This window comes from Paenibacillus plantarum, assembly GCF_013141695.1.
GTDB lineage: Bacteria > Bacillota > Bacilli > Paenibacillales > NBRC-103111 > Paenibacillus_E > Paenibacillus_E plantarum.
This window is the reverse complement of record NZ_WHNY01000075.1, coordinates 351,171-366,331: the sequence shown is the minus strand read 5'-3', so window position 1 is coordinate 366,331 and position 15,161 is coordinate 351,171. Positions and strand designations below refer to the sequence as shown.

Annotated in this window: 12 protein-coding genes; all 12 read right to left on the bottom strand. The window is 45.7% G+C overall.

The annotated features are described in order from the left end of the window. Window positions 1–2: 2 nt before the first annotated feature. The gene (murB, locus tag GC096_RS29610; RefSeq protein ID WP_171635322.1) at window positions 3–908 is read right to left on the bottom strand and encodes a UDP-N-acetylmuramate dehydrogenase; all 906 of its coding nucleotides are present in this window, start codon (window positions 906–908) and stop codon (window positions 3–5) included. Window positions 909–1,120: 212 nt separating this feature from the next. Next, window positions 1,121–2,191 (bottom strand): undecaprenyldiphospho-muramoylpentapeptide beta-N-acetylglucosaminyltransferase, encoded by a 1,071-nt coding sequence (gene murG / locus GC096_RS29605; protein WP_171635320.1) that lies wholly within the window; start codon window positions 2,189–2,191, stop codon window positions 1,121–1,123. 7 nt (window positions 2,192–2,198) lie between these two features. Next, window positions 2,199–3,296: a stage V sporulation protein E gene (gene spoVE, locus GC096_RS29600; protein WP_171635318.1), complete on the bottom strand. Its 1,098-nt coding sequence runs from the start codon at window positions 3,294–3,296 to the stop codon at window positions 2,199–2,201. Between the two features lie 102 nt (window positions 3,297–3,398). Continuing rightward, entirely contained in the window at window positions 3,399–4,793 is a 1,395-nt protein-coding gene (gene murD / locus GC096_RS29595) for a UDP-N-acetylmuramoyl-L-alanine--D-glutamate ligase (RefSeq protein ID WP_171635317.1), read from the bottom strand. A 3-nt stretch (window positions 4,794–4,796) separates the two neighbouring features. Beyond that, window positions 4,797–5,732: a phospho-N-acetylmuramoyl-pentapeptide-transferase gene (gene mraY, locus GC096_RS29590; RefSeq protein ID WP_216626309.1), complete on the bottom strand. Its 936-nt coding sequence runs from the start codon at window positions 5,730–5,732 to the stop codon at window positions 4,797–4,799. Between the two features lie 76 nt (window positions 5,733–5,808). After that, on the bottom strand, window positions 5,809–7,191 hold the full coding sequence (locus tag GC096_RS29585; RefSeq protein WP_171635314.1) for a UDP-N-acetylmuramoyl-tripeptide--D-alanyl-D-alanine ligase: 1,383 nt from the start codon (window positions 7,189–7,191) through the stop codon (window positions 5,809–5,811). Continuing rightward, window positions 7,188–8,678, bottom strand: coding sequence for a UDP-N-acetylmuramoyl-L-alanyl-D-glutamate--2,6-diaminopimelate ligase (locus tag GC096_RS29580; RefSeq protein ID WP_171635313.1), 1,491 nt, complete (start codon window positions 8,676–8,678; stop codon window positions 7,188–7,190). The genes GC096_RS29585 and GC096_RS29580 overlap by 4 nt, the downstream gene beginning before the upstream one ends. Window positions 8,679–8,789: 111 nt before the next feature. After that, window positions 8,790–10,718 carry a stage V sporulation protein D gene (locus GC096_RS29575; protein ID WP_171635311.1) on the bottom strand — a complete coding sequence of 643 codons (1,929 nt, stop codon included), beginning with the start codon at window positions 10,716–10,718 and terminating at the stop codon, window positions 8,790–8,792. A gap of 86 nt (window positions 10,719–10,804) precedes the next feature. Then, window positions 10,805–13,105, bottom strand: coding sequence for a penicillin-binding transpeptidase domain-containing protein (locus tag GC096_RS29570; RefSeq protein ID WP_171635310.1), 2,301 nt, complete (start codon window positions 13,103–13,105; stop codon window positions 10,805–10,807). Between the two features lie 15 nt (window positions 13,106–13,120). Next, on the bottom strand, window positions 13,121–13,570 hold the full coding sequence (gene ftsL2 / locus GC096_RS29565; protein ID WP_171635308.1) for a cell division protein FtsL: 450 nt from the start codon (window positions 13,568–13,570) through the stop codon (window positions 13,121–13,123). A gap of 18 nt (window positions 13,571–13,588) precedes the next feature. Further along, on the bottom strand, window positions 13,589–14,539 hold the full coding sequence (gene rsmH, locus GC096_RS29560) for a 16S rRNA (cytosine(1402)-N(4))-methyltransferase RsmH (protein ID WP_056612670.1): 951 nt from the start codon (window positions 14,537–14,539) through the stop codon (window positions 13,589–13,591). Between the two features lie 69 nt (window positions 14,540–14,608). Then, window positions 14,609–15,046 carry a division/cell wall cluster transcriptional repressor MraZ gene (mraZ, locus tag GC096_RS29555; RefSeq protein WP_056612672.1) on the bottom strand — a complete coding sequence of 146 codons (438 nt, stop codon included), beginning with the start codon at window positions 15,044–15,046 and terminating at the stop codon, window positions 14,609–14,611. Between the last annotated feature and the right edge of the window lie 115 nt (window positions 15,047–15,161).

The window sequence follows — 15,161 nt, the reverse complement described above, 5'->3', positions numbered from 1 at the left end:
ATTTACCTCTCACCCACTACCAGAACCTCAGGTACTAGCTTAATACCGTACGATTGCTCTACGATCTGCTGTACTTCGTTGATAAGGGTAAGAACGTCCTCGGCTGTAGCTTCTCCTGTGTTAACAATGAAATTGGCGTGAAGCATAGAGATCTCTGCTCCACCGACACGTTTGCCTTTCAGGCCTGCTTCTTCGATGAGCTTCGCTGCGAAGCCCCCTTCGGGGTTGCGGAACACACTTCCTGCGCAAGCTAATTGCAAAGGTTGGGTACGCAGTCGTCGATCTCGGTAAGCGGCCATAGCCCCTGCGATTTCGTTGCGGTCTCCAACCTGTAATTCAAAGACAGCCTCTGTTACAATGCCAGGCAATGTGTGCAAAATAGAATGTCGATAAGCATATTGTAAATCTTCTGCCTGCATGACGACCAATTCCCCTGTATCCAGGATGACTTCAGCCTGCTTGAGTATGCGTGACACATCGGACCCGTGAGCCCCTGCATTCATGTAGACGGCGCCTCCCACAGTACCGGGGATTCCTGAAGCAAACTCCAGTCCGGTCAAACCTTCTTTGGCTGCGAGTACGGACAATTTAATGAACGAATAGGATCCTCCTGCGTAGACCATCGCGCCATCAAAACGAAGGGTATCTAGCGCCTGACCTAACTTTATCACGACGCCTCGAATCCCTTTGTCTCCGACAAGCAAGTTGGAGCCCCTACCAATTACGGTCCAAGGTACGCCACGCTCATGAAGAAACTTGATGGCTGCAGCTGCCTGCTCTTTGGAGTGAGGAATAATCAAGCAATCAGCCGGACCGCCGATTTTCCAAGTAGTGTAAGGAGCTAATCGTTCATTCGTTCTTATCTCGCCAATATTTGATGCCTGTAAGTCGGCTATTAACTTCTGCATGGGAAAACCTCCTTCACAGAACGTAGGGCGAAATGTAGAAATGTAAGATGTAAGACATACAAGTTCTGACATTTCATTCATAAGGAGCTGAGCGAAGTCGGCCGTTCTTCGTTCCTTGTTCACTTATGAAGCCTTAGGTGTCTGTCACGGTTATAGTGTAGTTTATGTAAAATCGGTTAGAGTGTGACAATCGCCTATACGCTTTAACAAATTCACAACGAATGGCTATGCGATTCAATTAATTTCACGATAGCAGCTACGGCATCACTCTCATTGCGTGATTGCATCGCTGCTTTATACGTCTCACGGTTCTTGTAAAGCGCTTCGACATGATCGCCAAGTCCTTCTGTGGTTAAATCTTCTTCCTGAATGACATCAGCATAACCTGCTTTCTGAAAGGATGCTGCATTCAGAATCTGATCTCCTCGACTGGCTTGACGGGATAACGGGATTAACAGCATGGGTTTCTCTAAACCTAGAAACTCAAAGATAGACGTTGCACCTGCACGAGAGATGACGAGGTCCGTCATCGCCAGCACATCAGGAAGCTCATCGTTCAAATACTCAAATTGCTTGTATCCACGGGTTTGAAGATGCTGGGCAGACACATTCCCTTTACCACACAGATGCACGATTTGAAATTGTTGGAGTAAGCGACCTAAGTTAGCGCGCACAGCCTGATTCAGCACCTGCGACCCTAGGCTTCCACCCATAACTAATATCACTGGCTTCTGAGAATGGAAATCGCAAAGCTGAAGCGCACGCGCTGCTTTACCACTGTTAATATGTTCACGGATCGGCAAGCCCGTAAGAACAGACTTCCCGCCCTTAATATGCGAAAGGGATTCAGGAAATGTCACACATACCTTTGTTGCAAAAGGGATCGAAATTTTATTCGCCAGTCCTGGCGTCATATCGGATTCATGGATAATAACAGGAATATTGTTCATACGGCTCCCAAGAACGACAGGAACGGAAACGAACCCGCCTTTCGAAAAGACAATGGCGGGTTTCAAACGTTTAAGTAACCGATACGATTCATAAACACCTTTCATGACTTTAAATGGGTCTTTTATATTTTTGAGATCAAAATATCGACGCAATTTCCCTGAAGAAATCGGGTAAAAGGGAACCCCTTCTCGATCAATGATCTCTTTTTCAATACCTGTAGCCGAGCCTATGTATTTGACATCCCAACCTTGCTGCTTCAGCTTATGCATCAGCGCTAAATTAGGGGTTACATGGCCTGCGGAGCCTCCTCCGGTAAATACAATTGTCTTCATTCCCCTGTCACCTCGAATAGCGGGATATATTAAGCAGGATACCGACAGATGTCAGCATGAGTGTCAGTGAAGACCCCCCTGCACTTATGAATGGCAGCGTGATACCCGTTACTGGAAACATCCCTATAACGACGCCGATGTTAATAATGACTTGAACGGCGATCATGCCGATAATTCCTACTGCAATTAAGCTGGCAAATGTATCTGGTGCCGTAATGGCCGCACGCATCCCCCGCCATACTAGGATGGTAAAGAGCAGCAAAACCAATGTGCCTCCAATAAAACCAAGTTCTTCAGCGATGATCGAAAAAATAAAGTCAGTTTGCGGCTCTGGTAAGTAACTATACTTTTGCCGGCTCATCCCGAGTCCAAGTCCTACTAGCCCGCCTGGTCCAATCGCATATAAGGATTGAATTGATTGATAACCAGCACCAAGTGGATCTTGCCATGGATCGAGAAAGGCTGTGATCCGCTTAAGACGATAGGGAGCGGCAATAACGAGACCAATAAAACCCGCAACCCCTATCATACCTAGATAGGAAAGATGAAGCAATCTCGCGCCAGCCGTGTAAATGATTAAGAGCGAGGCACCAACAAGTACGACCCCAGTTCCTAAATCCGGCTGCAGCATGATCAGACCGAATGCCAACCCCATAATACCTAGAGGCGGCAACAACCCTTTGGTTAGCAGTGTTATCTTGGACTGATTTTCGGAAAGCATCTTGGAAAGAAAGAGAATCATCCCTATTTTCATAAATTCAGAGGGTTGAATCCCGAAAGCTCCGATACCTAGCCAACTTCTGGCACCGCCACGAATCACGCCGATACCAGGAATCAAAACAATGACCAACATTCCAAAGCAAACAAACAAAGTCAACTTAGCAAATCGTTTCCACACCAAATAATCAACATTCATCGTGAAGAACATCGCTACTATTCCTAGTACGGCGAAAATCAGTTGTCTTTTTAAATAATAAAAAGAATCACCAAACTCACGAAACGCAAGTACACTACTAGCGCTGTAGACCATAATAACGCCGATTGTCAAAAGCAGCAAGGTCGGAATAATAATCCAAATGTCAGGAGCGGAGCGTGCTTTACCCATTACAGACACCTCTTTGTCAGTTGTGGGCTTCCTCTTACTAACTAGTTAACAGAAGACATCGTTCTGTTCAAACACTAGTCCATTCGAGTGGATAAGCCCTACTTAAAGGTTATGCACGGACTCCTTAAACATGCGTCCCCTGTCCTCATAGGATGGAAACATATCCCAACTTGCACAAGCAGGTGAAAGAAGCACGATGTCTCCTTGCTCACACATTTGCCAGGCAAGCTGCACGGCTTGTGAAACCGCGTCCGCTGCATCCTTAGCAGTATCGACGGTTTGTACCTTACTAATCCCTGCCAACTCGGCAATATGCTTGATTTTTTCTTTTGTTTGCCCGATGGTAACAATTCCTTTGATACGCTCACGGAAAGTTGGCAATAGCTCCATGTAATCCGAACCACGATCCAAACCGCCAGCAATTAAGACAACAGATTGATCGAAAGCCTCTATTGAATTCACAGTAGCAGCTGAATTCGTTGCTTTAGAGTTATTGTAAAAGGTTACGCCATCCAGTACTCTCACAAGCTCCAGACGGTGCTCTACGCCATGGAAGTTTCTCAACACATCAGCAATCACAGGCAAAGCTACGCCAGCTGTAATGGCCGCTGCAGCAGCTGCCAAGGCATTTCCAATGTTAAAGCTACCCGGCATGCCCATTTCAGAAGCCGGCATAATGGGTTGGACAGAGTTCTGACCGTTTGCATACACAAGACAGTCCGTCTCCGCATCCAAATAGACGCCATAAGCAAGCTTTTCTTTCAATGAGAAAGGAAACTGTTTTGCCTTCAAACTTGGCACCAAACGTCGACACACTTCGTCATCCCAATTCAAAATAGCGGTGTCAGCCTCTGTTTGATTTTCAAAAATTTTGGCTTTAGAGGCGATATAATCGTCCATGGAGCCATGATAATCCAGATGTGTCTCATATACATTTAAAAATAAACCAATGTTTGGTCGGAACGCTGTTGTGCCTTTTAATTGGAACGAGCTTAATTCAACAACCATCCAATTCTCCGCTGTCACCTCTGGTGTAGCTTCCGTTAAAGCACGGCCAATGTTGCCTGCGACAACTGGCTTCAAACCTGCCGCATCCAGCATCAAACCAATCAGCGTAGTTGTCGTTGTCTTCCCGTTGGAACCTGTGATCCCAATAATAGGCGCTTCACAAAATTGATAGGCTACCTCAACCTCTGTCACAACCTCAATACCAAGCTCTTCTGCTTTACGAATCGGGTCTACCGAATACGGAATTCCAGGGTTTTTCACAACTAACGCAACCCCCTCATGCATGAGGGACTCCGGATGAAACCCGCATACAACAGAAATACCCAGAGCCTCCAACTCGTCGGCTTCAGGGCACGCACTTCGTTCCTTTTTGTCATTGACAGTGACGAGAGCTCCTTTTTGATGAAAAAGCTTAGCTGCAGCGACACCGCTGCGAGCCAAGCCAAGTACGATCACTTCAAGTCCACGATAATCCCGCGGATGCTTCATGTTCTACAACACCTCATTCATATATAATCCGAGCACAGCAAGCACTAGACCTACGACCCAGAAAGTAATTACGACTCGCCACTCGGACCATCCAACCAACTCAAAGTGATGATGAATCGGACTCATTTTGAATACGCGTTTCTTTCTTGTTTTGAAAGATACGACTTGGATCACAACGGATAAGATTTCGATTAAGAAAACTCCACCAATAATAGCTAGAAGAAGTTCTGCTTTCGTTAAAATGGCAACAGCCACAAGTCCGCCACCGATTCCTAAAGAGCCGGTGTCACCCATGAATACTTTGGCAGGATGCGCATTGAAGACGAGGAATCCAAGTACAGCACCAACCATGGCTGCTGAGAAGATAGCTGCTTCTGGTTGTGTATTATTCATGGCAATAATGGTATAAGCCCCAAATGCAATTGCACTTGTCCCCGCTAACAAGCCGTCCAAGCCATCTGTAAAGTTAACGGCATTCGAAGCGCCCAGCATCAAAATGGCCATTAACGGGAAATACAACCAACCCGCATTCATATGATACGAAACGAAAGGTATATAAATATCTGTGCTGTGTCCTTGCATAACGAGTAAATAACAGACAATGGCTGAAATCAATAATTGACCAAACAGCTTTTGTTTTGCTGTAAGTCCCAATGAACGTTTAAAAATAATTTTGATATAGTCATCAAGGAAGCCAACAAGTCCATAACCTAATGAAGCTATTAATAAAATGAGTAAATCTGTATTTTTGTCAGCAAAACGAAGCGTAGCCAAGGAAAGCGCGAGTAAAATAATGACCCCGCCCATCGTTGGTGTACCTTGTTTTTTGAGATGACCCTGCGGACCATCTTCACGAATTTGCTGACCAAATTTCATCCGTCTTAAAATAGGTATACATAATGGCCCCATGATTAGCGCAAGCACAAATGCCACACCCATTGTTAATAATACTGCGTTTTCCACGTTGGTTCCCCCTGCTCATTTCCGTCACTCTATTTCAAATAAGGCATTCTATTTAGGCTAATAAGCTATGGACGACCTGCTCCAGCCGCATCCCGCGCGAGCCCTTCACGAGCACGAGATCCTCGGCACGTGCGAGTGCTGCGAGCTCCTCCGCGAGCTGCGCCTTGTCATCGTAGGCGCGCACCTGCGCCTGCGGGAAGTTCTGCGTCGCTTCATCCGCGATGAAGCGGCCGAGACGCCCGAACGTGAAGACGTAGTCTACACGTTCCGGGGACAACATCGCGCCAATGCCGCGATGGAACTGCTCTTCGTGCTCGCCAAGCTCCAGCATGTCGCCGAGCACGAGGAACTTCCGACCGAAGCCGCTCAGCTGCTCGGTCAGGGCAATCGCCGCCCGCATCGAGGCGGGGCTGGCGTTGTACGCATCGTTAAGCACGGTCAGCCCAGAGGCTGCCGTGAGCTTCTCGATGCGCATGCTTGTCATCTGCAGCGCGCGAAGCCCCGCTGCAACTGCACTTGGCGTGACGCCGAAGGCCTCGCCGACGGCAATGGCCGCAAGCGTGTTCACGACGTTATGCGTGCCAAGCAAGGGAATGAACAATTCCTCGTACCCCGGGGAATTGATGGTGAAGTAGGCGCCATCCGCATCCATCCGGATATTGGTAGGATAGCGATCGTTATCGTGGCCTTGGCCGAAACGAATGCGGCGCAAGCCCTCAGGCAGCACCAGCTCGCCCAGTGCTTGTTCAATCAACGGCTCATCCCCGTTATAAATGATCAAGCTGTCACTCGGCATGCCGGTAACAATTTCCGCTTTCGCACGGGCGATTTCATCTCTGGAACCTAGCTGAAGCATATGTGACTCGCCAATCATGGTGATAATAGCGGCTTCTGGCTCTGCGATTTCAGACAATAAAGCAATTTCGCCGCGTCCGCTCATGCCCATTTCGACGACTGCAAATTGCGTCGTTTCCTCAAGTAGCAGGAGTGTGAGTGGTAAACCAATATGGTTATTCAGGTTTCCCTTAGTTTTATGAACCTCATACGTGCTTCCCAGGACAGCTGCAACCAAATCTTTGGTTGTCGTCTTCCCGTTACTGCCAGTAATGCCGATGATTCGCACCGGTAGTTCTTTGCGGTATGCTTTAGCCAAACCCTGAAGGGCTGTGAGTGTATCCTCGACTTGAATGCAAGGGATACCGTTTGGCGCCGTACCATGGTCAGCTTGCCAGAGAATGGCCGCAGCCCCCTTCTGATAAGCATCTTCCGCATACTGGTGACCATCAAAATTCTCTCCAATAAGCGGGATAAACAGACTTCCAGCCTGAATGGAACGTGTATCGGTAGATACTCCTTTAATCAAAATGTCGCCATGATCACTGGACACTTCGCTTAGGAGCATCGTTGCTATTTGACCTAATGTACGCTGAATCACTGTGTTCTCCCCCTTATCGCAGCCTTAGCCACCAAACGATCGTCGAAATCATGCTTGACACCCATGATATCCTGATACGTTTCGTGGCCTTTTCCCGCTATCAATATTACATCTTTAGGGCCTGCCTCTTCAATAGCCTTTTGTATCGCTTTTTTACGATCAGCCAGTAAGATGTACTGATTTTCTGGGTAATTAACCTCTTTGAGACCCGGCTCAATATCTGCAAGAATCGCATCTGGATCTTCCGTCCGAGGATTATCAGACGTCACAAATACAAAGTCGCTGTAGTGCGCTGCAACTTTCCCCATGATTGGGCGTTTCGTTCTGTCACGATCACCGCCACAGCCGAAAACGGTAATAATCTTACCTTCTGCGAATTCACTTACCGTAGAAAGAGCCTTCTCTAAACCATCTGGCGTATGCGCATAGTCGACTAAGACCAAATAATTCTGGCCCTCGTTGACAACTTCCATTCTGCCTTCAATAAATGCAATACGTTCTAAACTATCACGAATCGCTTCTAGTTTGAAGCCTTCTGCTAATGCAGCCGCAACGGCTCCAAGTGCATTATAAACATTGAATTTACCGACTAATTGCATGCGGATGAGCACATCACCAGCAAAGGATTTCAATTGAAATTCCGTTCCTTTTGCCGACATACGAATATCCGTAGCTCTCACATCGCAGTCATTTTCAATACCGTAAGTAATGACTTGTGCAGCAGTTAACTTATTTAACATCCGTGATGCTTCATCATCCACATTGAGTATCGCATATTGCTTGCTATCCGGATCAGCAGTAAAACCATTTCCAAGTCTAGAAAATAACAACCCTTTCGCTGCAGCGTATGCTTCCATTGTTTTATGTTCATTCAAATGGTCTTGCGTAAGATTCGTAAAAATGCTAGAACGGAAATGAATCCCTTTCACCCTACCCATATCTAAGCCACTTGAAGTAACCTCCATGACACAATATTGCACGCCTTGATCTGCCATTTTACGAAATATACGCTGAAGTTCTATAGATTCCTGTGTATTCGTGGCTTTATTTTCTATGTATTCCTCACCAATTTTGATATGGATATTGCCCATTAAGCCTGTCACATAGCCTTGATCTGCGATAATTTTCTCCAATATATACGTAGAGGTTGTTTTACCGTTCGTCCCTGTAATACCGATAATCTTGAGCTCTTTGCTTGGATATCCGAAGAAATAGGCGGAAAGAGCCGCCATCGCATATCTAGCATCTTTCACCACCAGTTGAGGGACAGGAACATCCAGAACTCTTTCCGTGACAAGAGCAGAAGCCCCGAGCGCAATCGCTTTGGGGGCATAGTCGTGGCCATCAGCTGTTAATCCAGGGATGCAAAAAAACAAATCTCCCTGTTTTATTTTACGAGAGTCTGCCTCAATTCCCGTGATCTCCGTGTCTTTATCGCCATGTATGCGGGTAATGAGCAGTGCGGAAGCAAGCTCCTGCAGTTTCATAAGCAACCCTCTCTTCCTAGATTTATCTATCTATTATGGACAATTTTATGCAAGTAGAAAAGCTAAACATGTCTTCTTTGTAAATCTTTTTTTATTACTGTAAGGTTATCTCTATTTCTCTGGATCCACATTTGATAAGAATATACGAATTGTAGAACCCTGATCCACACGTGAGCCCGCTTTAGGTGCTTGAGAGATGACATACTTTCCATTCCCTGATTTGGCCAGCTTAAAATTCATGTTCAGGTCTTCTAATATATCATCAACTGACGCTCCAACCAAGTCCGGCACTTCAACAATTGGAATTTCACCATAGCGATATTCTTTATCAAGTTGATTTTTGTCCGGTTCAACCTTCATGTAACGCAGTGCATCTGCCATGATATCTCTGACTAGCGGGGCAGCAATCAGACCACCGAATTGGATCCCTTTCGGGTCATCCACAGCTGCATAGACAACAATCTTCGGATTATCCGCTGGCGCAAAGCCAATGAATGACACGATATGCTCATCAGGTGAATAACGTCCATTAATAACCTTCTGGGCTGTTCCAGTTTTTCCGCCAACACGGTAGCCGTCAATAAACGCATTGCGCCCTGTCCCCTTCGCTACGACGCTCTCAAGTGCTTCACGAACTTGTCTGGATGTATCCTCCGAAATCACATTCCGGACTAACTCTGGTTCAACAACATCGACAACTTCACCCGTATCTGGATTGGAAAAGGATTTGGCAACATATGGTTTAAATAACTTACCGCCATTGATTGCCGCAGAGACCGCAGTAATTTGCTGGATCGGTGTCACAGAAACCCCTTGACCGAAAGCGGTTGTTGCCAACTCCACTGGACCAACTTGCGATGGTTTGAACATAATCCCGTTCTCTTCACCGCCAAGATCAATACCTGTCTTTTTACCAAAACCAAATCTGGAAATATAGTCAAATAATTTCTCTTTGCCTAATCGCTGCCCCATCACGACGAACCCCGGGTTACATGAATTTTGAACAACTTGCAGCATCGTTTCACTGCCATGTCCACCACGTTTCCAACACCGTAACCTAGCGCCTCCAACTTCAATGGAACCAGGATCGTAGAACTGTTCATTCTTTAGATCTACTTTCTTTTCTTCTAGCGCTGCGGCAAGGGTAATAATCTTAAAGGTAGAACCCGGCTCATACGTTTTCCAAATCGGTAAGTTCCGATTATACGTTTCAGCCGGCGACTCCATATATTTGCCTGGATCATACGTCGGACGGCTGCCCATGGCCAGGATCTCGCCGGTATTCGGATCCATCATGATGGCAATGACATTCTGCGCTTGATATTGCACCATCGCTTGGTCTAACGAACGTTCCATCACCGATTGCAGATGGCTGTCGATGGTCAACTTCACGTTCAGCCCATCTTTCGGAGGTGTGTAGGTATCTGTTGTGCCTGCCAATTTACGGCCAGCTGCATCTGTCATATAGGCAATATTGCCTGCGATGCCTGTCAGTTGTGAATTATATTTCGACTCAATCCCCGTTAACCCTTTATCTATCCCTGCGAAGCCAAGGATATGCGCTGCAAGCGAACCATACGGATAGTAGCGCTTATTATCTTCCGCTACGATGATGCCAGGCAGTTGCAGATTACGCACTTCCTGCGCCTTTTCAATCGTAATTTTGCGGCCCGAAGGCTTTATATAGTTTTGCATTTCTTTCTTCGTAATTTGTTTGTATATGTCATCTTCATTGCCATCCAACACTTCTGCCAGCTTAGCGGCTGTGGCGTGAGCATCTTTAATTTGTATAGGAATCGCCACAAGTGTAGGGGTACTCATACTATACGTAAGCGTCAAGCCATTACGGTCTTGAATTTCGCCTCGTTTGGGTGCAAAACCAATCTCTCTTCGCCAACTGTTCTCTGCCAACTTCGCGAGGTCTTGTCCGATCCAAAGTTGAACATAGGCAAGACGGATAATAAGTGCTGTAAAGATGACAGTTCCAATGATTAACGCCGTAAACAATCTGCGACGAACGGTAACGTTAGAAGCCCGCATGAACGTTCAGTCTCCCTTCCCACTATTGTCATGTTCATTCCTAACATGACTATTCGGGACAAACAGGGGTTAGAACAAGCCGTTCACTAACGTTGTTTATTTGCTGTCGTTGTCGTTCCTTGTGTCTCCGTTTTGGAGTTAGGCGTTGGTGATGGCGTCGGTGAACCTGTAGGCGTTGCAACAGGGGTTGATCCGCTTGCCGTATCTGTTTTATCACTTAGCGGTTTAAGTTGCAGCGTTACGCCACGTCCTTCTCCTGCAGCGGATTGTTCAGATACATACCCTTCCCCTGAGGTTTGACAATCAATTTTGAAGAAAGAACATGTCTCAACAGCGTCTCTCAGGGATCTGCCCACTAGATTCGGGAGCGGCATTTCCTCGACAGGTTGCATGGCAACGTAAATATGCTGCGTTGATAGAATTTGAGTGCCAGCCTTCGGGAATTGATCAACAACCTTCTCACCTTTACCAAACACTTCAAGTGATAGACCAATATCTTTGGCAGTGTCTTTAGCACTTGTCGATGTAACATCTAACAAATTCGGTACATTAAGACGATTCGCTTCTTTGGTGATCGTTTTCGGCTTTTTACTTGAGGCAACGCCCATGTACTGCAAAGACTCACCCACGATTTCTTTGAACGCAGGCGCTAGGACTTGACCGCCCAAATGATAATTCCCACCTAAATCAGGCTGATCTGCAATAAGTGTAATTAAAATCCGTGGATCTTCTACTGGCGCATAGCCAATAAACGAGATTACCCAAGTATTGGGTGAGTACGTTTTTTCACCAGGAAGTACGATATTCGCTGTCCCCGTCTTGGCTGCTATCCGATAATCCTCCATATAAGCAAGCTTACCAGTCCCTACTTCTTGGTCGGATACGACTTGTTCTAAATAACCACTCACTTGTGTTGCCGTTTGCGGACTCACAACTTGTCGGATAACTTGAGGTTCATACGCCGTAATTACTTTGCCTGTTTTAGGATCAAGAATGTCCTTCACAATGTGCGGCCACATCAATTTACCACCATTCGCAATGGCTGCATAAGCTGCGGTTTGTTGGATGGCTGTCACAACGACTTTCCCTTGTCCATAGGTCGCTGTTGCGTACTCTGACGGATATTTCATGTCAATGAGCCCTTTTACTTCTCCAGGCATATCGATATTCGTTTTTTGATCGAAACCAAACTTATTAATATAATCGCGCAGTTTATTCTGCGTTAACTTCTCGATTCCTAGCTTTACAAAAGCAACGTTACTAGACCTCTTCAAACCCTCTAAGAAGGTGATTTTCCCCCATCCGACGAGATTATGGTCATGGAGAATACGGTCTGAGACTTTTATCGAACCTGATTGATAGGTTTCTGTCGGATTAAACAATCCCTCTTCCACCGCTCCAGCTAGGGTAACTAACTTAAAGGTAGATCCCGGTTCATATCGGGAAGAAACGGCGCCATTTCTAAAATCTTTCTGCGGATCATAATTCCAGTACGTATTCGGATTAAAGTTCGGCGTATTTGCCATCCCTAGAATTTCCATCGTTTTCGGATCAACCGCGATAGCTGTCAGGCTTTTCGGATGCCATTTGTCATTGACTTTTGCTAAAGCGCTCTCTAAATAAAACTGTATATTTTTGTCGATCGTGAGTCTAACATTGTTTCCGTCTTCCGCAGGTTTAAAGTTGACTTTGGCATCGGGAAGTTCTACACCTTTACCATCTTTTTCGTAACTTAGCATCCCTGGAATACCCTTAAGTGTATCGTTTAATTTCAGCTCTAGGCCAAGCGATGCTTCACCTTCTTTGTTCGTATACCCTAGAATATGAGACGCCAACGTTTCACCCGGATAGTATCTCTTCTCATCTTCAAGAATTGAAATTCCTACGCTCGCTCTGGCGCCCAGCTTAAGCTTCGTTTGTAGATTGGCAATGAGCAAGCGAACTTGATCCGCTTTCTCTTTCTCAATCTTCCAGCCTTCATTTCTCACTTCTACGTTCGCAGCGAAGTCCGTTCCATCCAAATTCTTCTTTGTCGCTAACTTGCGGATTTTATCGACTAGCTCGGCACGCTTCGCCTCTGATTCTTTCAAAATATCCGCTAACCCCTGAGTCACATCCTCAGCAATGTGCAAAGCATCAATCACTTTCGGATTTAGCGCAATCGTATAAGCTGTTGCTTCTACGGCAAGCACCTTATCATTACGATCCAAAATCGAACCGCGTACAGGAGCCAGCACTTTATCCGTTTCCCATCTTTTCTCAGCCTTCTCTAGCAACCAGGATGCTTCTACCACTTGAATCCAATAGACTTTAACCATGAGGACAACAAAAAGAAGGGTGAAAAACCCTCCAAGTAGCAAAGAACGTAACTTAATTTTTTTTGTCATATGAGTACCTACCTGTTACGGTTTAGAAGCAGCTTTCGTACTTTTGCCACTCGTTGCAGTTGATGTTGTACTAGATTTCGCTTTCGTAGATTGAGCTACGACTTCACCTTGCTTCACATCTTGTATATTAAAGCCGAGGCGTACAGCTTCCTCTTTTAAACGATCCGGACTTTGCAACTTCTCAACTTCTTGCTTGAGCGCGCTGTTCTGCGCTTGAATTTCACGGATTTCACCTTGCATTTTCAATATATTCGCATTCATCTGATAGATCGCAGCAAACCGCCAAATAATCACGCCAGCAACGATAACACACAGTACAACTGTGAATAAGTAGAGCATTTTCTCTTGCGCAGGCAATGAGGAATTGCGATAAACAACCTTGGTTGTTTCTTTTATCTTAACACGCTGCTGTGGATTCGGTTTGCGTTTCGGATCAAGTGCCAAATTACCTTGAATATATGACATCGCTTATTCCTCCCTTGGTCAAAGCTTTTCTGCTATTCTTAATTTTGCCGATCTGGCTCTTTGATTGACTTCTAATTCATGTTCACTTGGTAGAATTGGTTTACGTGTAACGAGCTTCAAATCTCCAGCCTTCTCACAAACACACATTGGAAAAGCTGGCGGACACGTACATTTCTCCACATTTTTCACAAAAAACTGTTTACAGATGCGATCCTCCAAGGAGTGGAACGTAATGACTGCAATGCGTCCTTGAGGTGCCAAGCAGTTCAGTGATTGCTGAAGCGCTTCTTCAAACGCGCCTAACTCGTCGTTCACAGCAATTCGTAATGCTTGGAAGCTGCGTTTGGCCGGATGTCCCCCTGTCCGTCTTGCGGCAGCTGGGATCCCCTCTTTGATCAATTCCACGAGTTCACCCGTCGTTTCAATCGTTTTCTTCTCTCTTGCTTCCACAATGACACCAGCAATTCGCCTTGAGAACTTTTCTTCCCCATATTCGAATAAAACTTTAGCAATTTTGTCAGCTGGCCACTCATTCACGATTGTTTTGGCTGTGAGCAGCGTATCCCGATCCATTCTCATATCAAGCTCCGCATCATGGTTGTAGCTGAATCCGCGATCACCATCATCCAACTGTGGAGAAGATACGCCAAGATCGAACAAAATGCCGTCAACCTGGGGTCTGCCATCTTTCATAGCTTTGGGTACACCGCGTAGTACGTGCTCGATTTCTCTGAAGTTGCTTTTGATAATAGCTACGCGATCTAGATAGGGTGCAAGCACTGTTTGCGCATTGGCTAGAGCAACATCATCTTGATCAAGGGCAATGAGTAACCCTTCAGGTCCTAGTTTGGAAGCGATAAGCGAGCTATGTCCCGCGCCTCCCATTGTACAATCCACGTAAACGCCATCTGGTTTTATATGTAAACCTTCTACAGATTCTTCTTTAAGTACAGTCACATGATGAAACACTCGTTGTCCTCCTAAAAGTTTTGCCTTGGCAAAACTGACTTCGTAAGCATATTCTTAAACACTACATTTCTATAAATCAAAATTAAAATCGACCAGCTTCTCTGCTATTTCATTGAATGACTGTTCAGACTCATTGGCATAGCTTTCCCAAACTTGCTTACTCCAAATCTCCACACGATTAGAAACACCGATAACGACACAATCTTTTTCTAACTTGGCATGGTCGACGAGATTGCTTGGAATGTTAGCTCTCCCTTGCTTATCAAGCTCACACTCTGTTGCACCAGAGAAGAAAAACCGGGTAAATGCACGTGCATCTGACTTCATTAATGGCAATGCTTTCAGCTTCTGTTCGAGAATTAACCATTCGGATTGCGGGTATACAAATAAGCACTGATCCAGACCACGGGTGATGACAAAAGCTTCGCCAAGGGCTTCACGAAATTTAGCCGGGATGATCATTCGGCCTTTCTCATCAATGCTATGTTGATATTCACCCATAAACATAGCATCGAGCCCCCCTTTCCCTCCACTTTGTACCACTTTTCACCACATTTGAATCAATATTCGCTAAAAATAAAAGAAATCCTGCTTAGTTAGCAGGATTAATTAAATTTATTTC